Annotated in this window: 31 protein-coding genes; 28 read left to right on the forward strand and 3 right to left on the reverse strand. The window is 67.1% G+C overall.

Translation table 11 applies throughout. From position 1 onward, the window contains the following. Positions 1 to 85: 85 nt before the first annotated feature. From BM228_RS29400 to BM228_RS29465, 14 genes are all read left to right on the forward strand, one after another. Positions 86 to 727, forward strand: coding sequence for a hypothetical protein (locus BM228_RS29400; protein ID WP_244537376.1), 642 nt, complete (start codon positions 86 to 88; stop codon positions 725 to 727). A 34-nt stretch (positions 728 to 761) separates the two neighbouring features. Continuing rightward, entirely contained in the window at positions 762 to 2,750 is a 1,989-nt protein-coding gene (locus tag BM228_RS29405) for a phage terminase large subunit family protein (protein WP_244537377.1), read from the forward strand. Between the two features lie 7 nt (positions 2,751 to 2,757). Further along, entirely contained in the window at positions 2,758 to 3,009 is a 252-nt protein-coding gene (locus BM228_RS29410) for a phage head-tail joining protein (RefSeq protein WP_092046262.1), read from the forward strand. A 68-nt stretch (positions 3,010 to 3,077) separates the two neighbouring features. Next, positions 3,078 to 4,625 carry a phage portal protein gene (locus BM228_RS29415; protein ID WP_092046301.1) on the forward strand — a complete coding sequence of 516 codons (1,548 nt, stop codon included), beginning with the start codon at positions 3,078 to 3,080 and terminating at the stop codon, positions 4,623 to 4,625. Next, positions 4,622 to 5,524 (forward strand): S49 family peptidase, encoded by a 903-nt coding sequence (locus BM228_RS29420; RefSeq protein ID WP_092046263.1) that lies wholly within the window; start codon positions 4,622 to 4,624, stop codon positions 5,522 to 5,524. Before BM228_RS29415 ends, BM228_RS29420 begins: the two co-directional genes overlap by 4 nt. Positions 5,525 to 5,591: 67 nt before the next feature. Further along, positions 5,592 to 6,185 carry a hypothetical protein gene (locus BM228_RS29425; protein ID WP_092046265.1) on the forward strand — a complete coding sequence of 198 codons (594 nt, stop codon included), beginning with the start codon at positions 5,592 to 5,594 and terminating at the stop codon, positions 6,183 to 6,185. A 2-nt stretch (positions 6,186 to 6,187) separates the two neighbouring features. Then, on the forward strand, positions 6,188 to 6,568 hold the full coding sequence (locus BM228_RS29430) for a head decoration protein (protein WP_092046266.1): 381 nt from the start codon (positions 6,188 to 6,190) through the stop codon (positions 6,566 to 6,568). Positions 6,569 to 6,572: 4 nt separating this feature from the next. Further along, entirely contained in the window at positions 6,573 to 7,655 is a 1,083-nt protein-coding gene (locus BM228_RS29435; RefSeq protein WP_092046268.1) for a major capsid protein, read from the forward strand. Between the two features lie 11 nt (positions 7,656 to 7,666). Next, complete coding sequence (locus BM228_RS29440; RefSeq protein ID WP_092046269.1) at positions 7,667 to 7,930, forward strand: hypothetical protein; 264 nt, start codon at positions 7,667 to 7,669, stop codon at positions 7,928 to 7,930. A 5-nt stretch (positions 7,931 to 7,935) separates the two neighbouring features. Next, on the forward strand, positions 7,936 to 8,346 hold the full coding sequence (locus BM228_RS29445; RefSeq protein ID WP_092046271.1) for a hypothetical protein: 411 nt from the start codon (positions 7,936 to 7,938) through the stop codon (positions 8,344 to 8,346). Continuing rightward, on the forward strand, positions 8,343 to 9,110 hold the full coding sequence (locus BM228_RS29450) for a hypothetical protein (protein WP_092046272.1): 768 nt from the start codon (positions 8,343 to 8,345) through the stop codon (positions 9,108 to 9,110). The genes BM228_RS29445 and BM228_RS29450 overlap by 4 nt, the downstream gene beginning before the upstream one ends. Beyond that, complete coding sequence (locus tag BM228_RS29455) at positions 9,110 to 9,376, forward strand: DUF2635 domain-containing protein (RefSeq protein WP_092046274.1); 267 nt, start codon at positions 9,110 to 9,112, stop codon at positions 9,374 to 9,376. Before BM228_RS29450 ends, BM228_RS29455 begins: the two co-directional genes overlap by 1 nt. Positions 9,377 to 9,427: 51 nt before the next feature. Continuing rightward, on the forward strand, positions 9,428 to 10,990 hold the full coding sequence (locus BM228_RS29460) for a phage tail sheath subtilisin-like domain-containing protein (protein ID WP_092046275.1): 1,563 nt from the start codon (positions 9,428 to 9,430) through the stop codon (positions 10,988 to 10,990). Between the two features lie 53 nt (positions 10,991 to 11,043). Next, positions 11,044 to 11,415 (forward strand): phage tail tube protein, encoded by a 372-nt coding sequence (locus tag BM228_RS29465; RefSeq protein WP_092046277.1) that lies wholly within the window; start codon positions 11,044 to 11,046, stop codon positions 11,413 to 11,415. A gap of 4 nt (positions 11,416 to 11,419) precedes the next feature. On the opposite strand, the gene BM228_RS35945 is transcribed toward BM228_RS29465, so the two are convergent. Next, positions 11,420 to 11,707: an Arc family DNA-binding protein gene (locus BM228_RS35945; RefSeq protein WP_425285020.1), complete on the reverse strand. Its 288-nt coding sequence runs from the start codon at positions 11,705 to 11,707 to the stop codon at positions 11,420 to 11,422. A gap of 214 nt (positions 11,708 to 11,921) precedes the next feature. Here BM228_RS35945 and BM228_RS29475 point away from each other — a divergent pair, with 214 nt between their 5' ends. Both BM228_RS29475 and BM228_RS29480 read left to right on the forward strand, forming a co-directional pair. After that, a complete protein-coding gene (locus BM228_RS29475) occupies positions 11,922 to 12,761 on the forward strand; it encodes a hypothetical protein (protein ID WP_139234251.1) in 840 nt (279 codons plus the stop codon). Further along, entirely contained in the window at positions 12,761 to 13,264 is a 504-nt protein-coding gene (locus BM228_RS29480) for a hypothetical protein (protein WP_092046282.1), read from the forward strand. Before BM228_RS29475 ends, BM228_RS29480 begins: the two co-directional genes overlap by 1 nt. 620 nt (positions 13,265 to 13,884) lie before the next feature. Here the strand turns inward: BM228_RS29480 and BM228_RS34180 are convergent. Further along, entirely contained in the window at positions 13,885 to 14,337 is a 453-nt protein-coding gene (locus tag BM228_RS34180) for a hypothetical protein (protein ID WP_139234252.1), read from the reverse strand. Positions 14,338 to 14,407: 70 nt separating this feature from the next. On the opposite strand from BM228_RS34180, the gene BM228_RS29485 reads away from it, so the two are divergent. Next, positions 14,408 to 14,797, forward strand: a complete 390-nt coding sequence (locus BM228_RS29485; RefSeq protein WP_092046284.1) for a hypothetical protein — start codon at positions 14,408 to 14,410, stop codon at positions 14,795 to 14,797. Between the two features lie 550 nt (positions 14,798 to 15,347). On the opposite strand, the gene BM228_RS34185 is transcribed toward BM228_RS29485, so the two are convergent. Beyond that, positions 15,348 to 15,710 carry a hypothetical protein gene (locus BM228_RS34185; RefSeq protein WP_139234253.1) on the reverse strand — a complete coding sequence of 121 codons (363 nt, stop codon included), beginning with the start codon at positions 15,708 to 15,710 and terminating at the stop codon, positions 15,348 to 15,350. Between BM228_RS34185 and BM228_RS29490 the strand changes: the two genes are divergently transcribed. From BM228_RS29490 to BM228_RS29535, 11 genes are all read left to right on the forward strand, one after another. After that, complete coding sequence (locus BM228_RS29490; RefSeq protein WP_139234254.1) at positions 15,672 to 18,371, forward strand: hypothetical protein; 2,700 nt, start codon at positions 15,672 to 15,674, stop codon at positions 18,369 to 18,371. The genes BM228_RS34185 and BM228_RS29490 overlap by 39 nt on opposite strands. An 8-nt stretch (positions 18,372 to 18,379) precedes the next feature. Beyond that, complete coding sequence (locus tag BM228_RS29495) at positions 18,380 to 18,958, forward strand: hypothetical protein (RefSeq protein WP_092046287.1); 579 nt, start codon at positions 18,380 to 18,382, stop codon at positions 18,956 to 18,958. A gap of 3 nt (positions 18,959 to 18,961) precedes the next feature. Continuing rightward, on the forward strand, positions 18,962 to 19,468 hold the full coding sequence (locus BM228_RS29500; protein ID WP_092046289.1) for a DNA circularization N-terminal domain-containing protein: 507 nt from the start codon (positions 18,962 to 18,964) through the stop codon (positions 19,466 to 19,468). Between the two features lie 9 nt (positions 19,469 to 19,477). After that, a complete protein-coding gene (locus tag BM228_RS29505) occupies positions 19,478 to 20,218 on the forward strand; it encodes a hypothetical protein (protein ID WP_092046290.1) in 741 nt (246 codons plus the stop codon). 3 nt (positions 20,219 to 20,221) lie between these two features. Next, positions 20,222 to 21,454: a phage baseplate assembly protein gene (locus BM228_RS29510; protein ID WP_092046292.1), complete on the forward strand. Its 1,233-nt coding sequence runs from the start codon at positions 20,222 to 20,224 to the stop codon at positions 21,452 to 21,454. Further along, positions 21,454 to 21,966: a phage baseplate assembly protein domain-containing protein gene (locus tag BM228_RS29515; protein ID WP_092046293.1), complete on the forward strand. Its 513-nt coding sequence runs from the start codon at positions 21,454 to 21,456 to the stop codon at positions 21,964 to 21,966. The genes BM228_RS29510 and BM228_RS29515 overlap by 1 nt, the downstream gene beginning before the upstream one ends. Positions 21,967 to 21,977: 11 nt before the next feature. Beyond that, positions 21,978 to 22,544 (forward strand): phage GP46 family protein, encoded by a 567-nt coding sequence (locus BM228_RS29520; RefSeq protein WP_092046295.1) that lies wholly within the window; start codon positions 21,978 to 21,980, stop codon positions 22,542 to 22,544. After that, on the forward strand, positions 22,544 to 23,650 hold the full coding sequence (locus BM228_RS29525; protein ID WP_167367861.1) for a baseplate J/gp47 family protein: 1,107 nt from the start codon (positions 22,544 to 22,546) through the stop codon (positions 23,648 to 23,650). The genes BM228_RS29520 and BM228_RS29525 overlap by 1 nt, the downstream gene beginning before the upstream one ends. A gap of 7 nt (positions 23,651 to 23,657) precedes the next feature. Further along, complete coding sequence (locus tag BM228_RS34190) at positions 23,658 to 24,071, forward strand: hypothetical protein (protein WP_139234255.1); 414 nt, start codon at positions 23,658 to 23,660, stop codon at positions 24,069 to 24,071. 6 nt (positions 24,072 to 24,077) lie between these two features. After that, complete coding sequence (locus tag BM228_RS29530) at positions 24,078 to 24,878, forward strand: putative phage tail protein (protein ID WP_092046298.1); 801 nt, start codon at positions 24,078 to 24,080, stop codon at positions 24,876 to 24,878. Positions 24,879 to 24,946: 68 nt separating this feature from the next. Continuing rightward, positions 24,947 to 25,775: hypothetical protein (locus BM228_RS29535; protein WP_208612125.1), on the forward strand; the 829-nt coding region annotated here is incomplete at its 3' end.

Here is a 25,775-nt window from a genome sequence, read left to right on the forward strand (position 1 = left end):
ACCCTGCCACCTCGACGGGGCTACGGGCTGTAGAGGCGCGGCCCCTTCCTAGCGCTGAGGGTCGAAAACCCGTGAACGGTGAACGGTGAACGCCCAGAGTGAACGCCCCTCCGCCCTGACCCAGGCCGAGTTCGCCCGCCACCGCGGCGTCTCGAAGGCGGTGGTGACGAAGTGGAAGGGCCAAGGCCTGCTGGTGATGACCGCCGCGGGCCTCGTGGACGTCGAAGCCACCGAGTGGAACCTCGACCAGCGCCCGGCGAACTACCGGGGCGGCACGACACACCGCCCGGTGCGGTCGGTTCAGAGGGACGAACCGGACCCGCGGGAACGCCCCGAGCGGAAACCGGAGCCGACAGCCAAACCCGCTTCGCCCGAGCCGCGCCCTGCCGATATGGATGGCGAGGTCGACGCCTACGACCCCGACGCCCAGGACCTGCCGCTCAATGAGGCGGTGCGGCGCAAGGAAAACTACCTCGGGCTGTTCCGGCGCCAGGAGGTCCTAAAGAACGACAAGCGCCTCGTCGACCGCGGCGCTGCCGAGAAGCTCTTCTTCGACACGGCCCGAGAGCTGCGGGACGCCTGGATGACCTGGCCGGCCCGGGTCGCGATCGAGATGGCGGACGAGCTGAATGTCGATGCGCGGACGCTGACGACGATCCTCACCGCCCATGTCCGCAAGCACATCGCCGAGCTCGGCGAGCCCGAGCCAGACGCCAGCATCAGCTGATACGGCCAGCCTCACGGCCTCGTGGCGGCGCGGGATGACCCCGCCGCCCGATCTGAACGTGGTCGAGTGGGCGGAGAAGTATCGGCGGCTCAGCCGCGAATCCTCGAACGGCGGCAAGTTCGTCGTCTCCCGCGTCGAGGTCGCGCGTGGCCCGATGTTGTGGGCCACCGAGCCGGGGGTGCGGACCATCACGCTGATGGCGTGCACCCAGCTGCTGAAAACCACGGTAATCGAGAACATCGTCGGGCGGTTCGCTCACCTCGATCCATGCCCGATGCTGCTGGTGTTCCCGAAGGACGACGCGGCCCAGACTTTCTCGAAGGATCGGCTCGCGCCGATGATCCGAGACACGCCGGTGCTGCGCACACTGTTCGGCGAAGCCAAGGCCAAGGACGCCGGGGCTACGCTGGATCACAAGCAGTTCGAGGGCGGGCACATCACGCTCGTCGGCTCGAACAGCCCGACCAACCTGGCCATGCGGCCGATCCGGCTGCTCGGCTGCGATGAGATCGACAAGTTTCCGGCCTCGGCCGGCGGCGAGGGTCCGCCGATCGATCTCGCGGTTGAGCGACAGGCCGAGTTCGAGGCCAACGCCCTGACCGTGCTGACCTGCTCGCCGACCATTGCCGGGCGCAGCGCGATCGAGGCGAGCTACGAGGAAAGCGACCAGCGCCGCGCCTACGTGTGCTGCCCACATCCGGGCTGCGGCACGTGGCAGTCGCTGGAGTGGGACCGGGTCAAGTTCGACAAGGACCCGCAGGACCGGATCCTGCCCGAGACCGCCCGGTACGAGTGCACCGCGTGCGAGCAGCCCTGGACCGAGGCCCACCGCCTCGTGGCGCTGCGCAAGGTCGAGTGGCGGCAGACCCGACCGTTCACCTGCTGCGGCGAGTATCAGACGCCGGAGCGCTGGGGCCCCGAGGCGCACGGTGTGCGCCGTGCCCTGTGCGCGCATTGCGGTACCGAGGCGGTCCCGAATGAGCATGCCGGTGGCGTGGCCTCGAAGCTGTACGCGCCGAAGCAGACGATCACGAAGACGGTGGCCAAGTTCGCGCGGGCGCTGCGCCGGGGGCCGGAGGCGTTGCGGACCTTCTTCAACACCCAGCTGGCCCGCACCTGGAAAGAGGGCGCGGATACGCCGGAATGGCAGGATGTCTACGCCCGCCGCGACACCTACCTGACGGGGACGGTGAGCCGCGGTGCGCTGATCCTGTTCGGCGGCGTCGATGTCCAGAAGGACCGGCTTGAGGTCACCGTCTGGGGCTTCGGCCGCAACCGCGAGCGCTGGCTGGTCGAGCACCGTGTGCTCCCGGGCGATACCGGGCGGGCGCCGGTCTGGGCCGAACTCGCAGCGCTGTTCGATGAGACATGGGAGCACGAGACCGGTACCCCGATGGCGGTGCGGGACTGGGGTATCGACTCCGGCGCCTTCACCGCTGAGGTCTACGCCTTCGTCCGGTCTCAGGCCGGCCGCGGCAACGTCCACGCGATCGACGGCGCGGACAGCTACGCGGGCGCCTTCCTTGGCGTCGGCGCCAAGGACGCCAACGCGGCGGGCAAGAAGCTTCGGCGCGGACTCAAGACGATCCGCATCGGCGTGTCGTTCGCCAAGCAGGAGATGATGGGCTGCCTCGCCCTGCACCGCCCGCCGGGCGGCGAGGCGTTCCCGGCCGGCTTCGTCCACCTCCCCCGGGATGTGACCGAGGACGGCGTCAAGCAGCTGACGGCCGAGGAGCTCGTGGTCAGCACGAACCGCGGCCGCACCCGGCGCGAGTGGGTGCCGATCGGCGGTCGCCGCAACGAGTGGCTGGACTGCGCGAACTACGCCCGCGGGCTCGCCGCCATGCGCGGTTGGGACCGGTGGCGCGAGGGGCACTGGCGGGACCTAGAGGCGGTGCTCGGTATCGAGCGGCAGCCGACACAGGAAGCCATCGTGCCCCCTGTGGTCGCAGCGAACACGCTGGCGACCAGAGATCAGCAGCGGCGCTCCGTCCGACGCAGCCGTGTCACGAACCGTCGGTGAGGCCGTGATGATCGACCAACGCATCGCCTTCCTGGCCAACCTCCGGAATCAGCTTGCCGCCCTCGACGGCGCCATGGCGAGCGGGGTTCTCACCCTTGAGGACAACGATACCGGCCGCATCACGTACCGTAGTTACGCTGAGATGCGGCAGGCGCGCGCCGACCTACTTGTTCGGATGCGCGATCTGGAGTTGGAGCTTAGCCCCGTCGTGCCGCGTCGGACCCGGCAGGTCGTCATGACCGGGCGCAGCGGGTGGTAGCTCAGCGCACGACTTACGGTGCCCGCTTCCGCGTGAAGGGCACCGCGCAGTACGTCGAACCGGTCGCGATGGATCTGGATGGCGGGTACGGCCGGGACGAAGCGCCAGCCTATGACGTCGCAAACGGCCAGGGACGCCGCTCGCGGACGTGGCGGGTAGGCTTCTACGGGCCGAAAACCGCGATCATCTACGCGCTCGACGAGCTGCGCCGGAAGAGCCGCGACCAGGTCCGCCGCAATCCCTACGCCGGCTCGGCCGTCAACAAGCTGACGTCGAACATCGTCGGCACCGGGATCACCCCGCGCAGTATGGCCGCCCGCCCGACGGGTAACCTGTCTAAGGCTGAGGCCAAGCGGGTCAAGAAAGAAGACGCGGCCTATCGCGCTGCTGTTCAGTCCCTCTGGCTCGAGTGGACCGACGTGGCCGACAGCGTCGGCGCGCACGATTTCTACGGTCTTCAGAACCTCGCGGCCCGCGGCATGGTCGAGGGTGGCGAAACCTTCACGCGTCTGCGCACGCGGCTGCCTTCGGATGGCCTGCCTGTGCCGTTGCAGCTGCAGGTCATGGAAGGTGAACACTGTCCTCATCTGAACACGGACCCGACCAATCGTATCCGCCAGGGCGTGCAGTACGATGCGATCGGGAAGCGGACAGGCTTCTGGCTCTACCGCGAGCATCCCGGCGACGGCATCATCACCGGCGACTCGTTCGTGCCCGTCCTCGTGCCGGCAGCGGACATCTGCCATCTGTTTCGCGCCGCTCGGCCTGGGCAGGAGCGCGGCGAGCCGTGGCTGACCCGGGCCCTGCGGATTCTGTACGATCTCGACGGCTACCTCGACGCCGAGCTGATGCGGAAGAAGAACGCCGCGCGGCTCGTCGGCTTCATCAAGAAGACGCTTCAGGACGAGAGCGGCGAGCCCGGAAGTGGACCTTTCGGCGCCGACGCGCCGGACGATGACGGGGTTGGTACGGTCGAGTTTGAGCCGGCTACCCTTCAGGTGCTGGCCGATGGTGAGGACATCGTCTTCTCTAACCCGCCGGATGTTGGTCCGAACTTCGAGATCTTCGTTCGTGAGGCCAAGCGCCAAGTCGCGTCCGCATTGGACCTGCTCTACGAGCTGCTGAGCGGCGACTACAGCCAGCTCAACGATCGGACTCTGCGCGCCGCGCTCAACGATTTCCGCCGTTCCGTCGAGGGGTGGCAACACCACCTGATGGTGTTCCAGTTCTGTCGACCGGTCTGGAATCGCTGGATTGACCTCGCGCTGCTGTCGGGCGCCCTCCAGCCTCCGCCAGGCATGACCCGGGCCCAAGCCGCGATGGTCAAGTGGATCCCGCAGGCCTGGCCATACATCCACCCCGTGCAGGACGTGCAGGGCAAGGCGATGGAGGTCCAGGCGGGCTTCTCATCTCGCTCTCAGAAGGTGGCTGAAGGCGGGTACGACGCCGAAGTCATCGACGCCGAGAACAAGGCCGACAACGACAGGGCCGACGATCTCAGCCTCTCCTACACCAGCGATGGCAGGCGGGCGACGAAGCTGGCGGACCCGGCCGACCCGGTCGAGGAGCCGCCGCCAAACCCGCCAAAGCCGAAACCCGGCGGAGACCAGCAATGACCGCAGCTCTTCGCGCTTTGTCCGCCGAGCCGTGGGCGATCCGCCCGGATTACCTGCACTTCATGGCCGGCCTCGCCAGCCTCGACCGAGATGGCCGCACCGCGCGCCGCTCCGCCGAGGGTGAGGACTGGTTCCGGCTCGACCTGCAGGCCGCGGCCGGCCCGACTGCCCAGCGCCTTGAAGGCGCGCGCTACACCATGCTGACCAGCGATGGCGTTGCGATCGTGCCCATCGTCGGCCCGATCTTCCCACGTGCGAACATGATGACCGAGATGTCCGGCACCGGCACCTCGGCCGCCATGCTCGCCCGGGATCTCCAGATCGCTCGGGACAGCGCCGAGGTCGGCGCCGTCATGCTGATGGTGGATTCGCCTGGCGGCTCACCCACCGGCATCAACGCGCTGGCCGACCAGATCTATGCCATGCGCGGCACCAAGCAGGTCCTGGCGCACGTCAGCGGCTCGGCAGCGTCCGCGGCCTACTGGCTCGTCTCCTCCGCGAACGAGATCGTGGTCGAGAAGACCAGCATCGTCGGCTCGATCGGCGTGGTGGCCGCTATCTCGAAGCAGGTCGAGCCCGACGCGAACGGCGAGTTGGCCATAGAGATCGTGTCCTCGAACGCGCCGAATAAGCGGCCCGATCCTCAGAGCGAGGATGGCGAGGCCGAGATCCGGGCACTCCTCGACAGCATCGAGACCCAGTTCATCACCGACGTCGCCAGAGGCCGGAAGACCACGGCGGCCAAGGTAAAGTCAGATTTCGGGGGCGGCGGTTCCAAGGTCGGTGCTGCTGCGGTCGCCGCCGGCATGGCCGACCGGGTCCAAACCTACGAGCGCAGCTACAGCCAGCTCGCCCGGACGGCCGCGAACGAGCGGGCCGCTCGGCTTTCGCGGCGCTGACCGCGTCACAATCCACGGCTTCGGCCTGGACCGGGCTTCGCGCCCACCACCACCAAGGAGAGCAGAGATGCCGAACGCCCTCGCCGGCCTTCGTCGCGATCGCGCGAAGGCGTCCGATCGCATGACCAAACTCGCCACTGCAGCCCGCGGCCGGTCGATGACCGACGACGAGCAGCACGACTTCGATGCCGCCGCGCGCGATGTCGCCGGCTTCGACGAGCAGATCGCCGCGGTCGAGAGCTCGCAGACCGAGACGAAGGACAAGACCGTCAGTCGCGCTGATGCGGCCGAGATCGTCAAGCTGTGTGTTGATGGCGGCGTGCCGATGATGGCCTCTGGCATGCTCGCCGAGGGGGTCAGCGTCGAGGACGCCAAGTCCCGCATCGCCGCTGCTGGCAAGGCCAAGGATCTCGTGGCGCTCGCCCGCCGCAAGGACCCCGGTATTCCCGCCGATCTCGCGGCGACCATGCTCGCCGAAGGGAAGTCCGTCGAGGATATCCGCACAGCCCTCTTCGACAAGCTCGTGGCGGCCGAGGAGAAGACCGCGATCTCGTCCCACGTGCCCACCGCCGCCGCCGATGGCCCGACCGCCGGCATCACCGCAGCCCAGTCGTCGATGCAGCGCACGCTCAAGCGCGCCGGCCTCGTGAAGGACGCCTGATCATGCCCCTGCTCACCACCGCCCCCGTCGCCTCGGATTGGCTCAAGTCCGAAGAGCCCGGCCGTCGCTCGCGCAGCACGGTCATCATCGCTTCCGGCTCCGGCAAGCTTCTGTCCGGTCAGGTGCTCGGCAAGCTCACGGCTTCAAGCAAGTTCGTGCCGAACGCCGCGTCCGGCTCCGATGGCTCGCAGACCTCTGCTGCCATCCTCCTCTTCCCCGTCGACGCGACCAGCGCCGATGTCCAGGCCGTGGTCGTCGATACCGACGCGGTCGTCAGCCACGCCGGCCTGATCCACGGGCCTTCCGTCAACGATGCGACCAAGCGAGCGGCGGCCAACGCGCAGCTCGCCGCGGTGGGCATCAAGGTCCGTCAGGGAGCCTGATCCGATGCCCACCATGATCGATATCTTCAATCAGGACGCCTTCTCGGCGGCAGCGCTGACGCAGGGCGTCTACCAAGTGCCCAACATGTACGGGCGCCTGAAGCAGCTCGGCCTGTTTCGGCCCGAGCCGATCGCGACCCGAAGCGGCATCGTCGTCATTGAGAACGGCGTGCTGAACATGCTGCCGACCCGCCCGGTCGGCGGTCCGGCCTCGCTCGGCACCCGTGGCAATCAGAAGCCGATCCCGTTCTACGTGCTGCACATCCCGCACGACGACGCCGTCTTCGCGTCCGACGTGCAGAATATGCTTGCACTTGGCCAGATCACCGGCGGCGGTCTCGTCAGTGGCATCGCGCTCGAAACGGTCCAGGGCTTCCTCGACCGCAAGTTGATCACGATGCGGAACAAGCACGCGATCACGCTTGAGGCGCTGCGGGTCGGCGCGATCAAGGGTCGGATCCTAGACAGCGACGGCACGCTGCTCCTCGACCTGTTCGCGACCTTCGGGGTGACCGAGCAAGTCTTCGACTTCAAGTTCGGCACCACCGGCGCCGGCGCCGTCGATCCCGTCACCATGTGTCAGTCGGTCACCGGCTACATGGAGGACAACCTCCTCGGTGAGACCATGACTGGCGTCCAGGCTCTGTGCTCGCCCGAGTTCTTCCGAGGTCTGGTCTCCAGCCCAGCGGTGCGGGACGCCTACAAATTCTATCAGGCCGGCTTGCAGCCCCTTCGCGATGACGTGCGTAAGGGCTTCCGGTTCGGCGGAATCGAGTTCGAGGAGTATCGCGGCGCCGCCTCCTACCTGCAGGAAGACGGGACGCGCACCACTCCACAGCGCTTCATCCCCGCGGGTGACGCACGGTTCTTCCCGATCGGGACGACCGACACCTTCGTCAACTACTGGTGCCCGCCCGATTTCTGGGGCGCGGTCAACCAGGCCCCGGACGCTGCCGACGCCGAGGTCTTCGTGGCCCCGCTGGAGCCGATGGAATTCGGCAAGGGCATGAAGATCCACACCGAGTCCAACCCCCTGCCGTTCGTGAAGCGCCCCGCGCTCCTCGTGCGCGGCACAACCTCGACCTGACGGAGGCGATCATGCGACTGCGCGAGAAGGGCAAGGAAGGGGTCGTGCACTACGGCTGGGACGAGGCTCAGGCCGCGCTCCAGGCCGGCACGCACGTCGTGGCCGACGATGACGGCCAGGGAAGCGAAACGGAGCACCTGGAGCCGGTCGAAGAGGCCGACGGTCTCGACGGGAAGACCCGGGCCGAGCTCGACGCCCTGGCGGCCGAGCGCGGCGTCGACGTGTCCAAGGCCAAGACCAAGGACGACGTGATCGCGGCGCTGCGGGCCGCCTGAGCCAGATGTCTGTCTTCGACGAGCAATGGTCGAGCGCGCTTCGGCGGCTCGACACGTTCTTCGGCGAGGACTTCCTTTTGGAGCCGCTCGCCGTTCCGACGGTGAACGGTCGCCCCGATGTGAATGCCCAGCGAGTGGCGGATTGCACTCGCTCGCAGGTCACCTTCCGAGCGACCTTCCGCGACATTGGCTCGACTCAGAACGCCAAGGGCCGGGCCATGGCCGACAATACGACGCGGAAGATCGCGGCCGATGGCCCGCACCTTCGCCTCACTCCGGGTGACGACGGCTTCCCGTTTCTCTCGGCGGGTGATCGCATTCTGCGCATCAAGACGGGCGAAGTCTTCAAGGTCGGCGTGGCGCTCGTCCGCGGCCGTGCCGGCCTTCAGGTCCCGCTCACACCGGTGACGCGATGAGCCTCGCGCGTACCGCCCTGCGCCTCCAGGTGATCGAAGCCCTGAATTCCCATCCCGTCATCGACGGCCAGTGCCAAGGCCGGATCTACGACTCGCGCATCGGCAATTTCGACGACAAGGAGCCGGTCCCGGTCATCACCGTGTCGACTGAGGATCTGAGTGGCGAGGGCTGGAACCCGCAGAACGGCGGCGCCCCCTTCAAGGACTCGTGCAACCTCGTCCTCGACATCGGCATGGCGCAGTTCGTGGAGGACGCCGATGGCGGCGACTTCTACTTCCAGCCTGGGACGGACAGCGAACTGGAAGCGGCGCTCGACCTGATCGAGCAATGCGCCGAGTGGATCCTGACGACGGGCATGCCGCATCCGCGGGCCCGGCAGAAGACACACGCCGGCCGCCTCCTGATGTCGGCCGTCACCCGGCGCGTGTCGAAGCGTGATTCCCAGCGCTTCTCGCCGGACGACGGTGGCGAGCGGCTTGCCATCCACATGCTGACCTTCCGCGTCGAGCTCAAGGGCGAGGACGTCGAGACCTATGCGGTCCCGCCCGGCCCGTTCGGCGCCCTGCCTGATCCCCTTCGGACAGTGGCCCAGTCGCTGACCGAGGGGTCGGCCAGCTACCTGACCTGCCTGAAGATCGCTCAGGACCTCGCACGGGCGATTACGCCCGCCACGACCCCGCCGTCCCAGCCCGTCGTCGTGCCGGATTCGGCGCCCGGCACGCTGCCGACCGAACTCTCCATCGACTTTCCGCAGGTGCCCTGATGCGCAAGCACGTGAAGCCCGCCGATGCCGGCGCCTCTATCCCGGATCCCGTCCGCCAGACCGACCTGCCGCCCGAGGGCCGCGTGGTCGACTGGTCCGTGCACTGGGCTCGGCTCGAAGCCCGGGGCGACATCAAGGTGAAGGACGTCCCCGACGAGGACGACGCCGACGCGAAGACCGAGAAGCCCAAGGCCGCGGCCGATGCCGAGGCCGGCAAGAACCCGCAGGCGGACGCCCCCAAGGCCGCCCGCACTGCCGCCTCGTAATCCCCTCACGGGACCGCCCTACGGCGCCCCTCAATTTTGGAGACCCCGCCGATGCCCCAGGGCCCCGTCGAGTTCAACAACACCCCAGGCGATGTGCTCGTGCCGGCCTTCATGGTCGAGTTCAATGCTGGTCCGCCGAACTATTCCGGCACCTCGCGGCAGGTGATCCTCGGCCGCGCGCTGCCGGGTTCGCCCGCGGCCCTGCGCGGCCTGCCGATCAACGTCGGTAGCCAGAACCCGAACGCGTTGTGCGGCCTCGGTTCGATCGGCGCCGAGCAGATCCTGTACGCCCGCCAGCAGAACCCGCTCGGCGAGATGCTGTTCATCGACGCAACCCCGCAGGTCGGCGCGAGCCCAGCGGCTTCCGTCGGCGCGCTCAGCTTCGCCGGCACGGCCACCGCGACCGGCACGATCACGCGCTACCTCGGCGGTGAGCGCTACGACGTGAACGTCGGCATCGGCGATACCGCCGCGACCGTAGCTGCCGCCTTCGTGGCGAAGTTCGCGCAGGGCTACACCAAGTTCAACGTCCGGATGCTCGCCCCGGTGAGCGGCGCGGTGAAGGCTGGCGGCACCGCGACCGCCACCGATGTCACCTTGACCGCGCGCCACCCCGGCACTGAGACCAACGGCTGGCGCATCGAGGAAGGCCTCGACGGCGACGAGATGGAGGTCCCGGGCATCACCGTCGCCATCACCCCGATGGCCAGCGGCACCGGCGACGTGGATCTCGCGGCTGTCCTGGCCAAGCTAGGCGGCCAGAACGCTGACTGGCTGTGTGGCCCGTACTCGACCACCGCGCAGCTCAACGTCGTGCGCGACTTCCTGTCGGACGCTGGCTCCGGCCGCTCGTCGCCGCTGGTCGGACTGCTCGGGCACTACACCACCCACAACCACGGCAACCTGTCGACGCAAACGACCTTCGGCCAGACCCGCAACGACCGGCACGTGACCCTGGCGGGTATCCACCAGTGGCCGCAGGCGGCGTGGTGCATCTCGGCCTCGCTCGGCGGCGAGATCGCGTTCCTTAAGAACCTCGGGCGCTCGCTGGCCGTCGCGGTCGAGATCGCCCGGCCGATGCAGACCCGCGTCCTGCGCGGCCTGCGCCAGCCCAAGGACCCGAACGCGATTTTCGCCCAGGCGGACCGCGACAGTCTGCTGCGCAACGGCATCTCGACCTTCACCGCGACGGCGGATGGCCAGATGGCGTGCGACCGCATCGTGACGACCTACCGGGTGAACCCGTCCGGCCTGTCCGATCGGACCTGGCTCGACATTGAGGACATCGCGATCGCGGCGTACTCGGCTCGGTACTTCAAGAACAAGATCGCCGGGACCTATCCCCGGTCGGCTTTCATGGAGGACAACCCGGCCAACCTGCAGGGCGTCGTGACGCCGACCGACCTGGAGCAGATTTCGGTGCACGCCGCAACCGATCTGCACCGCGCCGGCATCATCCGCCAGCTCGACCTGTTCGTGCAGAACATGCGGATCTTCCCGGACTACGCCAACGACCGGGCGAACTATTACCTGCCGATCACGGCGGCTGCGCAGCTGCGGATCAACGCGGTCAACCAGACCAGCTACCTCGACCAATCCGATCAGGGCATCTGAGGCCGCGCGCCTCGATCCCGCACCAGACCCAACCATCCTGAGGAGACCCGGCCGTGGATACAAAAGGCGGACGATACAGCGTGCGGATCGGCGGCCAGCGGTTCTCCGGCCGCGGCAAGGCCAGCATCAAGCCGGCCGAGGCCACCCCGAAGGCGGACCCGAACCGCGACGGCACCGCCTACCGGACGGTCGAGGCGAAGCTGCCGATGGTCTCGCTCAGCTTCGACCGCGGCAGCAAGGCCCAGGCGATCACTTGGACCGCGGGCATGATCCTGCAGGACGTGGACGTGACCTTCATCGAGGACGATGCCGGGCGCACCCACTACTTCACGTCGGGCTCCTGGGTCGGCGAGCCGGATATCGATACGGACACGGGCGAGGTCACCGGCATGTCGGTGGCATCGGACCAGTACCGGTCGGTCTAAGGTCTCATTCGTTGTCAGAGCGCTCGTGATTGCTCTCGGCAAGCAGCGAGAGCATCTGCTTCTGCTGATGCCTGACTGAGGCGATCTCGTCTTTGATCTCACCCAGAGCCAGGGCCACGCTCTTCATATCCGACAGAGTGCTGACCGGGCGCTCGGCGAGCTGCAACTTAGCCGCAGCGAATGCTCCGGTCGCACTGGCCTGTCCGTCCAACGACTGCTGAATACGGCTCACGATTTCAGCGTTCATGGAGCGATTGTTGGCCCGCGCGGCGTCGGCGATGCGCTCGCGCATGCCGTCAGGGAGACGGAGCACGAACTGATCTTGCCGGCGACTCGGGCTGTCTTGCGTCATTCCGCGCCCATAACCGCTGTCATCGCTGTTTGCTATCATCGCCTATTGCTATGACGCTTTCCGCGTGCATACTAGCAAAAGGCGAGTACGCCTTCCTCTCTGAGGAACCGCCCGGCCAAGGCGGCAAGACGCGATCATTCGAGTTTCCACTTCAGTGGCGCCCGGTGATCGTTCTTTCGATCCCCCGTCCTTCGCGTCCGGGTCTTGGCCGGCCGGGACGCCACTGGAGACTTCCATGGCAGCGAAACCGAAGACCGACAGCGCCGAGATCAGCATCACGCCGTTGCGGCGCGGTACGACGAAGCTGCGCATCATCGGGCAGACGCCGATATTTCAGAACCGTATGCCGGCCAAGGTGAAGCAGATCCTGCTTGCTGGCGGCCGGAAGAAGACCAAGGCCGAGCGCGTCGAGATCAAGCACGATCCGCTCGCGGAGTTCAGGGATAGCGCGGAGATCCTGGCCGGCGGCCCTACGGCGCTCGGGCTTCGCGTGGTGGCGGTGAAGGCCGCTATGTGCACGGCGGCGCTGGAGACGCCGGGCGTCACCAAGTCGTCGACGCAGAAGCTCCTCTTCATGCCGGGGGATCACACCCCGCTCTACGGCACGCCGCAGCTCCGCATGGATGTGGTGCGGTCGGCCGACATGAACCGCACCCCGGACGTCAGGACGCGGTGCTTCCTGCCTCGCTGGGGCGCTGAGATCGAGATCCAATTCATCGTCCCGCAGCTTTCGGTGACGGCGGTCGTTACCCTGCTCTGCAACGCAGGCGTCCTCGTCGGCGTCGGCGATTACCGCCAAGAGAAGGGCAAGGGCGCGTTCGGCAGCTTCCGGGTGCTCGGCGAGGGCGATGAGGACTCGGAGTGGGACGACCTCGTGAAGAACCACGGTCGCGCCGCTCAAGAGTATGCGCTTGTTGACCCCGAATACGCCGATGCGGACACGGCCGACCTGATGGCCTTCTACACCGGTGAAGTCGCTCGGAGGGCTGCGTGATGGGTACCTTCACCAAAGCGCTCCGCCAGAAGATCGTCGAAGAGTTCGCGGTCCGGCACAACGGCCGCTACAACCCGGCGCTCTTCGTTGAGGAAGTGAGGCGCACCGGCGACTCGCATCCTGCCCATGGCTGGTTCGAGTGGAGCCCGGAAAAGGCAGCGCTCGCATACCAGGTTGAGCAGGCCCGTGACTTCGCCCGAGATCTGCGGGTGACGTTTACGGTGCAGGTGGTCAACGGCGGCAAGCGCAGCGTGAAGGTGCGTGAAACAGCCATGCCTTTGGTGCTAAGCCCTATGGACGGCCGCAAGAACGGTGGGGGCTATCTGCTCGTGAACCCGGACGACCCGGCCTACATGGCCGAGCACTGCGGGCAGGCGGCGCAGGCTCTCCGATCGTGGTGGAGCCGCTACCAGAGCGCAGCAGAGCACGTCAGCATCGCAGCCTCCGACGTTGAGGCGATGATTGCGAAGCTGGACACGGACACGGCGCAGATTGCGGCGTGAATCGATTGGCACGGCAGACGAGGTGAGGCACGGCATGGCGTGCCTTGGTCACACCGGGCACGACACGGCAGGCTAGGCGGGGCTGAGCTAGGAAAGTTCATGCGAGGCTGCCGAGGAATGGTGGGGCTTGGTCAGTCGGCTTTCGACATGGCGAGGCAGGCGGTTGAGTAGCGCGGAACCGAATGGCCTTTTCCGGTTGGCGAGGATCACGGCGAGGCAGGCGCGGAATGGCGAGGCACGCCAAGGCGGGGCGGCGCAGGCAAGGCGACGTATGCCAAGGTGTGATCTGGTCAGATGCGGTCAGGGCGGGTGAGGCAGGCGTGGAAAGGCACGGCGCGTAAAGTCGTGATGGGGTGGGGCATGGCCGGCGTGGAGACGCACGGCGCGTAAAGCCGAGGCGCGGCATGGCTAGCCGCGGCAGGCATTGAGTAGCGCGAGATCGATGCCCGATCGGTCGGCGAGGATCATGGCAGGGCAGGCGGGGATAGGCATTGCAAGACGCGGGATGGTCACGCGTGGCATGTTTTGGCCGAAACGGATTGGTGAGTTGAGACAAGGCCTGCGAAGGCGTGGTATCGCAAGGTGAGGATTCATCATGGAGTAGGGAGCTTACTTGCCCCCTACTCCTTTTGCGGAGGCCACACGCTGATGAGCGTGCCGCCACCGTCTCGACGGAACGCCTGACATTCTACCTTGACGATCTTTGATGTCGCCTCGGCCATTTCATCGGAATCTGTCAGCGCGGTTTTGTGGCAGAGCACAGCCATAGATCGCACCTCCGCAGGCGACACTTTGAGCGATGAAGCCGCGGCCACAGCCACGAGGTCGAAATATCCTGGCGTAGGATAAGCGCCATTGAATGACAGGCTGACGTTGCCTGGGCCGACTCCGATCTTGTCGCGGCAGTTCATGACGAACTCTTGCGTGAGCGGATGCTTGAAAAAGACGTTTTCACCGCTCGGTGATCGGTGATCGAATCGAGCGCCGGTTGCCTGGACTATCTCAGCTGTTTGCACGTCGCACTGATCCGCTCGGGCCACTGAACAACCGAGCATTGCAAGCGCGGCGACCATTACCATCCGCATATGAGCTTCCCTCCGACAGAGCGACGGGAAGATAGGCCACGCCCGGCCAGGAGCCACGATGCCCAACGCGATCGTCGTCCTCGAACAGAGGATCGTGGGCCATAAGGCCTACAACCAGCTGGAATTCCGTGAGCCGCGGTGGGACGACTACACCTTGATCGGCGACCCTTACGTCTGGGCGCAGTCGCCCGAGGATCCGGACATGGTCCGGCCGGTGCCGCTCCCCGACCGGGTGCGGGACTACGCTGAGCGCCTCATCGTCGAGGGGCAGCAGGCTGGCGACCCCGCGCTCCTCTCGCAGCTCGGCATGAAGGACACCAAGCGCGTCGAGGGCGCCATCTGCGGTTTTTTCCTCGCCGTCGATCCAAGGGTGACCGCTGGCTCGACGGCGTCTGGGAAGCCCTCGTCTTCGACCTCGAATGGGGACCAGACGTCGTCGGACGCATGACGTTCGCGCAGATGCTGGACTGCTACCGGCGCGCTGTCGAGCGTGCTGAACGCCGGGAACGGGAGCGGGAGCGCAGTGCGCGCCGCGGCCGGTGAGAGGGTTCTGAATGGCCGCCAAGACCATCGAAGCCCGTCTCATCATCTCGGGCGAGGACAAGGGTGCCAGCGCTTCGATCGCCAGCGTTGTCGCAAGCGTCAGGAAGCTCGAAGAGGTCTCGAAGGTCTCCAAGCCGCTGCAGGACCTCGCCAAGGAGTTCTCGCACGTCGAGCAGGCCTCTAAAGCCGTCAACGCTGCGATGGGCGCGCGGTCCGGTCTCGCCAGTGCAGAGGCCGGTTTCCGAGCCACCACGGGTGCGGCCCAGGCCGCCGCGAAGGCGTTGGAGCAGGCGAAGGCCGCTCGGGCCGCGTTCGACGGCGTGAAGGCCGCCAAGGGTTCGGAACAGGCCAAGCAGATCGAGGCCGCGACCAAGGCGGTGCGCGATTACACGGCCGCGCAGAAGAAGGCCGAGGGCGACGTCCGCCGGGCGACCGCCGCGGTCGCCGCGCAGTCTTCAGCGCTCCAGCATGCCGAAGCGTCCGCCACAAAGTTCGGGGCCGACCTCGGCAACTTGGAGGCACACCAGCAGCGTCTTCGCTCCACGACCGAAGCCGCGACCGAGGCGATGCGCCGGCAGATCAGGGTCGAGGATCAGGCGGCCCGCGCCGTGGCCCATCACGCCAAGGAAGAAGCCGAGTTCGCCCGCCACCGTCGCATGCATGGTCTCGTCGGTGCGGGCGCGGCGGTGGCCAGCGGTGCAGTCGGCGTCCACGGCGTCGGCCACGTCGTCGCCGAGAGCGCGAAATCCGGCGCCGAGGTGCAGAGCAACCGGGTCGATATGGCCAAGGCCGGCATCGGTTTCGCCGAGCGCCAGCACATCACGGACGAGAGCCTGAAGCTCGCGGTCCGCTATAAGAACGTGACCCAGGCCTCCGTGATGGAGCTCTGGAAGGAGATGCGGTCGGTGGTGACTCATCCGCATGAGGTGGATGCGGTCATTGAGCCGATGGTCCGGGCTAAGTCGCTGCTCGACGCCAAGGACAAGACCGGCACCGCCTCACATGGTCTGAACCTGCTCGTGAAGGGCGCTGAGGCGATTGGCGCAGCCAAGGATCCGGAGCGGTTCAACAAGCTGCTCGACGGCTACGTCCGGGCCATGCAGGTCATGGGCTCGACCATCACGCCCGAGGGCATCTACGAGATGCAGAAGTATTCGAAAACGTCCGGCGGACGTTGGTCGGATCGCTTCATCATGACGACGGCGCAGTCGCTCGGCCAGGAGCTGGGCGGCTCGACCGCCGGCAACTCGATCGACGTTGCAACCCGGCAGATCGTCGGCGGGATGCAGAACCTGCATTCCAAGGCCAAGGAGTTCGCCCGCGTCGGCCTCATTGATCGGAAGAACCTCGACATCCTGAAGACGGGCGAGGTCAAGGGCACGAAGGCCGGCGTCAAGCACGCGGTGAAGGGCGACGATCTCGCCGCGTCTGACCTCGATCAGTGGGTCTACACGGTCCTGCTGCCGCACCTGGAGAAGGCCGGCATCAAGTCCGAGAGCGACCAGATGGCTTGGGTGCAGAAGAACTTCACCGGCACAGGCGCCAACGTCGTTGCGAAGCTCATCCAGCAGCGGGAGAGCTTCGAAGCTCACGCGCATAATTATCATGATGCCTTGGGAACTGCCGGTGTAGACCTCAATCGCAGCGACCCCAACGCGGGCATGGGTGCGGTCAGCAAGTCCCTGGAAACCTTCCTCGGCGTGTTGTCGTCGCCGATGATGGTGCAGGCCGCGCACGCCCTCGACTCGATCTCCGCGGGGATCGGATCGTGGTCCCTCAAGATCGACGAGTTCAACAAGGCCCACCCGGACATCGCTAAGTTCGAAGCGCCGGTTGCGGCAGGCGCCGGCCTGGCCGGTGCCGGCCTCGCATCGGCGGCGGTCTACAACGCGCTCAGCAGCGGCTTCGGGTTGAAGACCTCGGCGGCGGCCTTGGACCATTCGGCCATCTTGCTCGACGCGGCTGCGATCCGCCTCTCCGGCGGCACGGTTCCGGATACGGTCAAGTCGATGGCCACCGCCGGTGCGCCAGCGCTTGCCGGATTCGGTCTGGGTGGCATCGTTGCCGGTACGGCGATTGGCGCCGGCGTCGCGATCGGCGCGACTATGCAGGAGATGCCGAAGGTCATGGCCGAGAAGGGCGCCATCGGCGTCGATCCGGCCACCGGCGGTGCCTTTGAGGCGAACCCGATGGAAGGATTGGGCCCCGAGAAGCCCTGGCTGCGCAACTGGATCACCTCGCTGTTCACGACCCCCGGGGCCAGTGAAGAGACGGGCAAGAAGCTTGGCGAGGACATCGGCAAGGGCATCGTCGACGCGCCCCTGCCGCCGCGTCGGCCGGCCATGCTCGACGATTTCAAGGAGAAGGCCACCGAGACCGGTACCGAGGCCGGCAAGACCCTGCTGCAGCGCATCATTGAGGCGGTCGGGACCGGCATCAATATCCCGATCAACTTCGTGCCCGGCGACGGCTCGGGTGGTGGTGGGTCCGGCATCCAGAAGGCCAGCTTCGGTGGCGGTGGCAGCTTCGGCGGGGGGATCCAGCGCGCCAGCTTCGGCAGCGGCGCCGGCGGTGGCGCCGGGGGCGGTTCGGGTCTCAGTGGAATCGGCGGGGGCATTCCCCGTTTCGGCGGCGGGGCAGGCCGCGGTGTAGGAGGGGCGGGCGGTAGTTTCGGCGGCGGCGGGAGCGGCGCAGGTCTCGCGCACGCCCGCGGCGTCCTCTCCCGCGCCAATCCCGAGATGGTCGCCTACATTCGCGAGGCGGCGATCCGGAACGGCATCGACCCGAACATTGCGCTGCGCATCGCGGCGAGCGAAGGGCTCGGAGGCTCGATCCCCGGCGTGCGGATGACCCCGGGCGATAACGGTACCAGCTTCGGGCCCTTTCAGTTGCACTACGGCGGTCGGGGCTCGCTCGGCACCGAGTACACCCGCGCCACCGGGCACCACGCGGGAGACCCGCAGCACTGGAAGGAGCAGATCGACTTCGCGCTCGGGTATGCCGGTCGGAAGAAGACCTGGGCACCTTGGTTCGGTCGGGGGCCTGCGGGCGTCGGGACGCGCGAGGGCTTCAACTACAAGGGTGGCCCGGTGGCCCCGAAGACGGCCGACGGCGAGCCTCACCTCATCAAGGGCCTCGACGGCAAGGAAGGTCTCGACCTCGGCAACGGCACGATGAAGATGCCGGACGGCTCGATCCGGTCGATCACCCGCAGCGGTTTAGAGATCCCGGATCCGCCAGCCGGCGGCATTGGAGGCGGGACCGGTAGCAAAGCCGATCTCCAGGCCGCAGCCGATCGCATGCACGCGGCGGCCGAGAAGTTCGAGAACGCGGGCTTCCACGGTCAGATCGAAGTGACCGGGCTTCGGCGCAGCGGTCTTCGGGCGACGTCGATCAAGATGCGCGGCCGCGGCGGCCTCACCGCCGACATGGGCATTTCGGAGCCCGGCGCGAAGGAAGACTTGAGCGACTGGAGCTGAGGGCGGCCATGCTGAACATCACCGCCCAGACCGCCGGCCTTCGCGAGATGATGCAGCCGCTCGCTGCGTTCGGTGAGCGGCTTCCGAACGCTCAGGCCAACGTCCTGAATCGGATGCTGACAAAGACCCGCAGCGCGGTCGTGCCGGCGCTCGTGAAGCAAACCGGCCTCACGCGGCGGATCATCGACAAGGCGGTGCGCCCCTACCGCGCCTCGCCGCAGAACCCGCGGGTGATGCTCATTACCCGAGGCGGCGAGGTGTCGTTCCGCTACTTCGGAGCCCACGAGGTCGCGGGCGGCGTCGCGGCCACGGTCCGCGGCAAGGCAGACTTCGTCGAGGGCGGGTTTCGGCGCTCCGGCCCACGCGGGCGGCGCCAGATGGTCTCGAAGCTCAACGGTCAGGTCTACGTCAACGTCGACGGGGGGCGCTGGCGCGGGAAGATTATGAAGGAGAAATCCGGCGTGTTCATCCCCTACGAACTGGTGAGCGGCCAGACCGCGGCGACCTTCAACCGGATGGTCGAGACTGACCTGCTGGCCGAGGTAGAGCGCGAGATGGCGCGGCTATTGCCGACGGGCGGGCGCTGACCAGTGCGGAATTGGCCGAAGACGATCCCAGGAGCCTCGTTCAAGGGCTTTCCGTTTCATGTCGAGGACGAAGGCATCGGCGAGTCCGGTCGTCTCGTCGCGGTCCACCCCTATGCCAGGGCCGAGACCCACGGCACTGAGGACATGGGTCGCAAGGCTCGGAGCTACCATGTCACGGCCTACATCGTCGGCGACGATGCCGATGCCGAGGCAATGGCGTTCGTGGAGCGCTGCTCGACCCCCGGTGCCGGCATGCTGGTGCTGCCGATCTCCGACCCGGTGATCGTGCACTGCGTCGGCTGCTCGACGAACAACCGCAAGACCGAGATGGGCAAGGTCGCTTTCGACCTCAAATTCCTTGAGCAGGGGTCCGAGGCTGGCGGTCCATCGCCGATCGCGCTCGGGGACCGCATCGCCCAGGGCGCGCTCGATACGCTCGGCGGCATCGTCTCGGATGCGATCAGTGCCTTCGTGCCCGACGAGCTCGTCGGCTTCCTGCCGCCATTCTGAGGGTCCGGCATGGCCTCGCCTCCCTCATCCGCCGTCGCCGGCGCGGCCGTCTCTGCAGTCGCACTTGCCAACGTCGTTGCCGGCCTCGTGCGGGGACTGCCGCTGCCAACCGGCACGGCGCAGTCCTCACTCTCGACCTGCCGCCGGATCGCCAGCATCGCGGCGCCTCGGCTATTTGTTCTCGCGGATGTTGCCGCGATCGCAGCCGAACTGATCGTCACCGTGCAGGCCGCCGCCCGGGATGCTGATCCTGCCGACGCCAGCGCGGGTCTTTACGATGCTGCGGCGGCCACGCGGGCGTGCGTGCCGTCGAGCGCCTCGCCGGTCCTGACGCAGGCATACAGCCTCGCCCGGGGCCTGTGCGTCGGCGTCGAGGCCGCCTGCCTGGGTGAGGCGTTCTTATGTGAAGCCCGGACCGAGTTCGGCGACCGCCAGGCCGCGAGCGCGGCTCGGGACCGGATTACCACGGCGCTGGAGGGCGCCATCGACCGCGTCGCGGCGGCGCTCGGCCAGCCCGCAGCCTTCGTGCTCACCACGTCGGCCAACCAGACCTGCGCGCACCTCGTGGACCTGTCCGGCAACTTGCAGCCGCTGATCCGGGCCCAGGCGGGTCGCTCATTTCCGTCGACTGCACTCGCGTGGTCGCTCTACGCCGACCCGAGCCGCGCCCCTGAATTGGTGGCGCGCAACCGCGTCGGCACCCCGTTCCATATGCCGGCGTCGTTCGAAGCGCTGGCTCCGAAGGCCTGACCCATGGACGGAGAGGTCGGCGAGATCGTCAGCCTGATCGTGGGGGGCCACGCCCTTCAGGGCTGGCAGGGCGTACACATCACCCGCTCGGCCGAGGCCGCGGCGATCTCGTTCTCGCTCCGCTGTACGAACCCAGCTTGGTCTGATGAGGCCGATGCCGTTCGCCGTGGAGGCCTCGTCGAAATCCGGGCTACGCCGGACGAAGATGTTGGGGCTCGTGGCGGCGGCGATTTGATGTGCACCGGCTACGCCGATGAGTACGAGTCGGAGACGGGCAAGGGGGCTCGCCGGGATGTCGGCATCGCCGGCAGGTCCAAAGCGGGCGATGCACTTGACTGCCCGCCAACCAAGCACAAGACCGGGTTGGTCGAGAAGAAGGACCTGCTCGGCGTCGCCAAGGAGTTTGATGAGTTCGGCATCGGGTTCTTCACGGACCAGACGCTGTCCAAGATCCCGATGGTTCAGCACGTGCCGGGCCAGCCGTTCTTTGTCACCCTTGAGCGCGAGGCACGCCGCGAGGCTTTGCTGCTGATGGGGCAGCCCGACGGTCGGGTGAAGATCACCCGGGCCGGCGGCAAGCGCCATGCAGGCGCCTTGGTCGAGGGTGAGCGGCCGATCGAGAGCATCAAGCTTCGGCTGTCGATCAAGCACAAGCGCTCGCACATCCACGTGCGCGGTCAGAAAAGCCTCGGCACCGACAAGGACAGTCTTCGACAGGAAGAGACGGAGCAGGACGATAGCGTCGAACGCTATCGCCCGGAGATCCTATTCAATGAAGGATCCGACACCTCAAAGGAACTGAAGCGCCGCGCGAAGTGGCGCAAGCTGCGGCGCTCCGGATCCGGCATCTCGATCATCACCTGCGTCGCTTCATGGCGTGACGAGGCCGGCAAACTCTGGGAGCCCGGCCACCTCGTGGCGGTGAAGATGGCGAGCGACAAGATTGATCAGGACCTCGCAATCTCGACCGTGACCTTCAACCAGGTTGTCGGCGAGGGCGAGGGGTCCGGCACATGGGCGGACCTTACGCTGGTGGATCCGCGCACGCTCGGCGCGCAGTCCGGCGGCAAGGGGTCGGGGTCTGGCGCTGGCGATGGCGGCGGCACTGGGAATGAGAATATCGGCGGCGGACTTGAGGATGCCGACCTAGGCAGCGAAGCGCCGGCCACAGCTGGATCCGGGTTGGACGGCGTCGAAGCGGATTACGGCACGTTCGGCAAAAGAGGATCTGCCTGATGGGCGGCCGGCTGTTCCGGATCGAGCACGTCGAGGCAGACGACAGCGGCGACCAGCAGACGCTCACGCTCTACGGTCTGCCGAATGAGACCCTGAAAAAGGTCCCGCGCATCCAGAGCTTCGGCGAGTCTTCGAACCCGCCGGTCGGCTCGCACGGCATGGGTTTGCAATTCGGCAGTGCTGATGGCGGGCGCCTGCTCAACGCAGCCCTCGGCCTCGAACACGCCCCATCCCGCCCGCGCAACCTGAAGCCCGGGCAGAAGGCCGTTTACGACGACAAAGGCAATATCACCCGCTACCTCGGCGACGACGGCATCTGGCACGACGCCAAGGACAAGCCGCAGAAGATCACCGGCAAAACCATCGAGATCACCGGCTCCGACAAGGTGGTGGTGAAGGTCGGTGACATGACGGTCACGGTGACCGCGGGCCGTGTCGACCTCGGCGGCGAGGGCGGCTCTCCGGTGATGACGCAGGCCGGGCCTTCCTCGGTCGTGTTCGCCAAGACCTGATCGGAGCCGTCATGCTGCTCACCCTGACGCCGCTCGCCGACGCGGGCGTGGTCTCGCTGCCGCCGGATCTGGTCTGGCTGAAGGCCGATGGATCCCGGGCCGGTGCTGGCTATGGTGTGCGCGGCGATTTTGCCCCTGCTGTTACCGCTGCTGACGGTCCGGGCGGACTGGAGGCGAGGAACCCACTGCAGACGGCGGTGATCGCGCTGCTGTTCTCGGATGTGCGGGTCGAAGGCTACGAGATCGATGCCGGCCGGGCGGGTGATCAACGCGGCTGGCCGGGTGACGGATTCGACGTCGACTCCACGGCTGGCGAGCAGCCGTTGGGCTCGAAGCTCTGGCTGTTGCGCCGGAAAGACCTGAACGACCAGACCGCGATGTGGGCCCAGGCCGAAGCCAAGCGCGCGCTGGCGCCGCTGAAGGCCCAGGGCTTGGCGGTGAAGATCGAGGCCACCGCAACGCCCGACTACGCCAACGACACCCTATGGCTCGCCATCGCGCTCTACGGCCGCGACGGCGCGCAGGTCTACGCCGCGAAGTTCGACCTGATCTGGAAGCTCGCCACCGGAGGCGCTTGATGGCGGGCTACACGATCCGGTCCCTTGCCCAGCTGGCCGCAGAGGCGACCGGCGCCTTCGTCCAGTCGGTGCAGGGGACCGCGACCAAGCTCTGGCCGAATGTGTGGCGAATCGAGAGCAAGGTTCTTGCGCTGATCGGCTTCGAGATGGAGCAGCGTCGCGCGTGGCTGGTGCGGCAGCTCTTCGCCTCGACGGCCGAGCGCGTCTGGCTGATCCGACACGGGTTCGAGCTCGGACTCCAGCCGGAGCCGGCCAACACTTCAATGGGCACGGCGACCGCTGCGGCGACGCCCGGCACCGTGATCCCGATCGGCCTGCAGTATGCCCGCGGCGATGGCGTGACCTACTCGGTGGTGGCAAACGCAACTGCGAGCGGCAATAGCGTCAGCCTCGCCCTGGAGGCTGATGTCGCGGCGGCCGCGGGTGACGCAGCGGCCGGCACGCTCCTGACGCTGGTCAATCCAGACGATGCTCCGATCGGGCTGACTACGACCTGCTCGGTCGCCGTGGCCTCGGATGGCACCGGCCTGTCCGGCGGTACGGATGAGGAGACCACCGAAAGCTTCCGCGCGCGTGTCCTCTATCGCAAGCGCAACCCGCCCCAGGGCGGCTCGATCCCGGACTATATCGAGTGGGTTTTGGCCGCGGTCCCGTCCGCGACCGCCGTCTTCGTCGACAGCTTCCAGAACGACACGCGCTCGGTCTGGGTACAGTTCACGGTCTCGGATCAGCCGAATGGCATTCCGACCGCCGGCCAAGTTGCGGCGGCCCAGGCCTACGTCGATGACCCGATCCGGCGGCCGGTCACTGCCCGCGTTTTCGTCTCGGCCCCCAATCCGCAGGCGGTCAACGTGGTGATCGGCGGGCTCAGCCCCGATACCACCGACATCCGTGCTGCCGTAGCGGCCGAGATCCAAGCGACGTTCACCGACCGGGCGCGACCGGGCCAGCCTTCGGCGCCGTTCGTGTTCTCGGCCTCTTGGATCGATGAGGCGATCAGCCGGGCCACCGGGGAGGATCGCCACCGCCGCGTGGCGCCGGCCACCGATCTGACCTTCACGTCGGGTAATCTGCCGGTGTTCGGTTCCATCGCCTACACGGACTGAGGAACCCATGGCGAAGATGCGCTGGCGCCCGATCGCTGAATGCCCGCAAAAGCTGACGCGCGCCGTCGTGTTCGATCCGGAAAATTCTGGCTTGAGCGGGCTGGGCGATGAAATCTGGGATGAGCGCGCCATTACAGCATCCCGCCGGGATGATGGCTCGTGGCGCGTCGACTCCTATCAGGGGGGCTACACGATCAAGCCCACGCATTTCTTGGATGTAGGTGTCCCAAGTGGGTATTCGATCGCGCCTGATCCGGAAGCTCTGCGCGCTCGCGAAGCGGCTGTGCGAGTCAGGGCTGAGCGGGAGGCCGCAGCTCGCAATGCAGATCAAGCCCAATGTGAGCGTGCGCTGAACGCCGAGCGTGAGGCGTATTGGTCCAACCCGGAAAACCTGCGCCGTTTTCTGAGTGGCGAGGACTGAGGCGCGATGATCGACATCGTCTCGGGCTGGCCCTGCTACGACCTGCCAACGGATCCCCCATCCGTCGCCGACCAGGAGGCGCAGCCCACCGCCGACAGCCTCCTGCCGCAGATCCTGCCGCTATGCCCGCGTGGGCCGGCCTGGGGCACGGATGAGACTGGCGACGGCAAGGGCGCCGCCCCGGTCCAGCGCCGGGTGTGGCGCGCGATTTCGGGCTGGGCAGCCAACCACCTCGGTCTCGACTGGACGGCGGCTACCCAGACCTTCCCGTCAGCGCTCACCTACACGCTGTCGGACTGGGAGAAGGAACTCGGCTTGCCGGGCCCGTGCTCGTCCGGCTTGGGCGGCCTGCCGGTGCGACAGGCCGCGGTCCGGGCCAAGTTCGGCTCGGTAGGCGGTCAATCGCCGGGCTACTTCGTCTGCTTGGCCAAAAGCCTCGGATACGCGGTCACGATCGAGGAGCCGACGCAGTTCCTGTGCGACGTGTCCGAGTGCGTCGGCGACGCGATCCAGGAGACCTTCTTCTGCTGCGACGACGACGAGATGGGCGCCGACGGCGAGCCGATCGAAGGCTTCGTCGTGCCGACGGACGCGAGCGCGGGCGACGAGCTCTCCGACCAGTCCGTTTGGCAATACTGGGTCGTCCACGTGGGATCACCTGGTGAGACTTGGTTCCGGATGGACGAGGGCGAGTGCGACTACGACCCCCTCGAAGGGTTCGTGCCCGCCGTAGATTTGGAATGCGCGCTGAACGCGCTCGCACCACCGAGCACCCGGCTCGTATTTTCCTACGACGTCGCCGCCTAGCGCGGCCCACCCTCGCTTCATTCAAGACGCCCCGCCGAGCGGCCGCTTCCGCGCGCCTGGAGATTTCGATGCTGTACAACCCACCGTCCGGCTCGACCGACCCGAACGCCTCGTATGTGGGCAAGGATACGGCGTCCGGTCGCCAAGGATCCAAGCTCCCTCCGGCCGTGCCGGAGAATACGCAGCGTGAGATTGTGGCGATCATCTCCGCGGCTCAAGCGATGGGCATGCCTGCGCCGACCAACGCCGACGTGGCGCAGATGCTCAAGGCGGTCCGTTCGAGCCTCCTCGGGCGCTATCCAGCAACGGGGACGCCAGACGCCCTCGCGATCGCCCCGATCCCCGCAGTCGCGGCGCTGGTCGAGGGCATGCGCTTCCGGTTCAAGGTGCCAGGGAGCGCAGCAAACGCGACCACGGCGCCCACGCTGACTATCAACGGCATTGCTTCGGCGATCAAACGTCGAACGGGCGTTGCTCCCGCCATCGGCGACATAGTCGGCGGCACTGTGCACGAGGCCGAGATTGACGCAGCGGGTAATGCGCGGCTCGTCGGTGCGGTCGCTTCCGATATCAACGTAGTCATCTCAGCCCGCCCGGCCGTCACCACGGTCTGGATCGACCCGACTAACGGCAACGACGCCAACGACGGTTCGACACCCGCCCTAGCGCGGCAGTCTATCGACACCGTCATCAGCGGAATGAACAGCAACGCTACGCTGATCAATCTCCTCGGCAACGCGACGATGCGACAGCGTGTCAACGTGCTCGCTCCGCTGACCATCCAGGGCGTCGACACGTCGGGTAACTTCGTCGCTCGCACGCTGTCGTTCTTGGGAACCGCTGACAACTCCGGCGGTGCTCTCGGGACGACGTGCTCCGGCATGTTCTTCAACGGCC

Origin of the sequence: Methylobacterium pseudosasicola, from assembly GCF_900114535.1 — a bacterium.
GTDB lineage: Bacteria > Pseudomonadota > Alphaproteobacteria > Rhizobiales > Beijerinckiaceae > Methylobacterium > Methylobacterium pseudosasicola.

What these genes read in the sequence shown, in the direction of transcription:
- BM228_RS29425 (WP_092046265.1), top strand. Translation starts at nt 5,592, where the DNA reads ATGCCGAACGCCCTCGCCGGCCTTCGTCGCGATCGCGCGAAGGCGTCC.
- BM228_RS29415 (WP_092046301.1), top strand. Translation starts at nt 3,078, where the DNA reads ATGGATCTGGATGGCGGGTACGGCCGGGACGAAGCGCCAGCCTATGAC.
- BM228_RS29455 (WP_092046274.1), top strand. Translation starts at nt 9,110, where the DNA reads ATGCGCAAGCACGTGAAGCCCGCCGATGCCGGCGCCTCTATCCCGGAT.
- BM228_RS29430 (WP_092046266.1), top strand. Translation starts at nt 6,188, where the DNA reads ATGCCCCTGCTCACCACCGCCCCCGTCGCCTCGGATTGGCTCAAGTCC.
- BM228_RS29515 (WP_092046293.1), top strand. Translation starts at nt 21,454, where the DNA reads ATGGGCGGCCGGCTGTTCCGGATCGAGCACGTCGAGGCAGACGACAGC.
- BM228_RS29410 (WP_092046262.1), top strand. Translation starts at nt 2,758, where the DNA reads ATGATCGACCAACGCATCGCCTTCCTGGCCAACCTCCGGAATCAGCTT.
- BM228_RS29435 (WP_092046268.1), top strand. Translation starts at nt 6,573, where the DNA reads ATGCCCACCATGATCGATATCTTCAATCAGGACGCCTTCTCGGCGGCA.
- BM228_RS35945 (WP_425285020.1), bottom strand. Translation starts at nt 11,707, where the DNA reads ATGCGCGAGCGCATCGCCGACGCCGCGCGGGCCAACAATCGCTCCATG.
- BM228_RS29420 (WP_092046263.1), top strand. Translation starts at nt 4,622, where the DNA reads ATGACCGCAGCTCTTCGCGCTTTGTCCGCCGAGCCGTGGGCGATCCGC.
- BM228_RS29480 (WP_092046282.1), top strand. Translation starts at nt 12,761, where the DNA reads ATGGGTACCTTCACCAAAGCGCTCCGCCAGAAGATCGTCGAAGAGTTC.
- BM228_RS29440 (WP_092046269.1), top strand. Translation starts at nt 7,667, where the DNA reads ATGCGACTGCGCGAGAAGGGCAAGGAAGGGGTCGTGCACTACGGCTGG.
- BM228_RS29530 (WP_092046298.1), top strand. Translation starts at nt 24,078, where the DNA reads ATGATCGACATCGTCTCGGGCTGGCCCTGCTACGACCTGCCAACGGAT.
- BM228_RS29460 (WP_092046275.1), top strand. Translation starts at nt 9,428, where the DNA reads ATGCCCCAGGGCCCCGTCGAGTTCAACAACACCCCAGGCGATGTGCTC.
- BM228_RS29490 (WP_139234254.1), top strand. Translation starts at nt 15,672, where the DNA reads ATGGCCAAGGCCGGCATCGGTTTCGCCGAGCGCCAGCACATCACGGAC.
- BM228_RS29445 (WP_092046271.1), top strand. Translation starts at nt 7,936, where the DNA reads ATGTCTGTCTTCGACGAGCAATGGTCGAGCGCGCTTCGGCGGCTCGAC.
- BM228_RS29495 (WP_092046287.1), top strand. Translation starts at nt 18,380, where the DNA reads ATGCTGAACATCACCGCCCAGACCGCCGGCCTTCGCGAGATGATGCAG.
- BM228_RS29485 (WP_092046284.1), top strand. Translation starts at nt 14,408, where the DNA reads ATGCCCAACGCGATCGTCGTCCTCGAACAGAGGATCGTGGGCCATAAG.
- BM228_RS34190 (WP_139234255.1), top strand. Translation starts at nt 23,658, where the DNA reads ATGGCGAAGATGCGCTGGCGCCCGATCGCTGAATGCCCGCAAAAGCTG.
- BM228_RS29450 (WP_092046272.1), top strand. Translation starts at nt 8,343, where the DNA reads ATGAGCCTCGCGCGTACCGCCCTGCGCCTCCAGGTGATCGAAGCCCTG.
- BM228_RS29405 (WP_244537377.1), top strand. Translation starts at nt 762, where the DNA reads ATGACCCCGCCGCCCGATCTGAACGTGGTCGAGTGGGCGGAGAAGTAT.
- BM228_RS29520 (WP_092046295.1), top strand. Translation starts at nt 21,978, where the DNA reads ATGCTGCTCACCCTGACGCCGCTCGCCGACGCGGGCGTGGTCTCGCTG.
- BM228_RS34180 (WP_139234252.1), bottom strand. Translation starts at nt 14,337, where the DNA reads ATGGTCGCCGCGCTTGCAATGCTCGGTTGTTCAGTGGCCCGAGCGGAT.
- BM228_RS29505 (WP_092046290.1), top strand. Translation starts at nt 19,478, where the DNA reads ATGGCCTCGCCTCCCTCATCCGCCGTCGCCGGCGCGGCCGTCTCTGCA.
- BM228_RS29525 (WP_167367861.1), top strand. Translation starts at nt 22,544, where the DNA reads ATGGCGGGCTACACGATCCGGTCCCTTGCCCAGCTGGCCGCAGAGGCG.
- BM228_RS29510 (WP_092046292.1), top strand. Translation starts at nt 20,222, where the DNA reads ATGGACGGAGAGGTCGGCGAGATCGTCAGCCTGATCGTGGGGGGCCAC.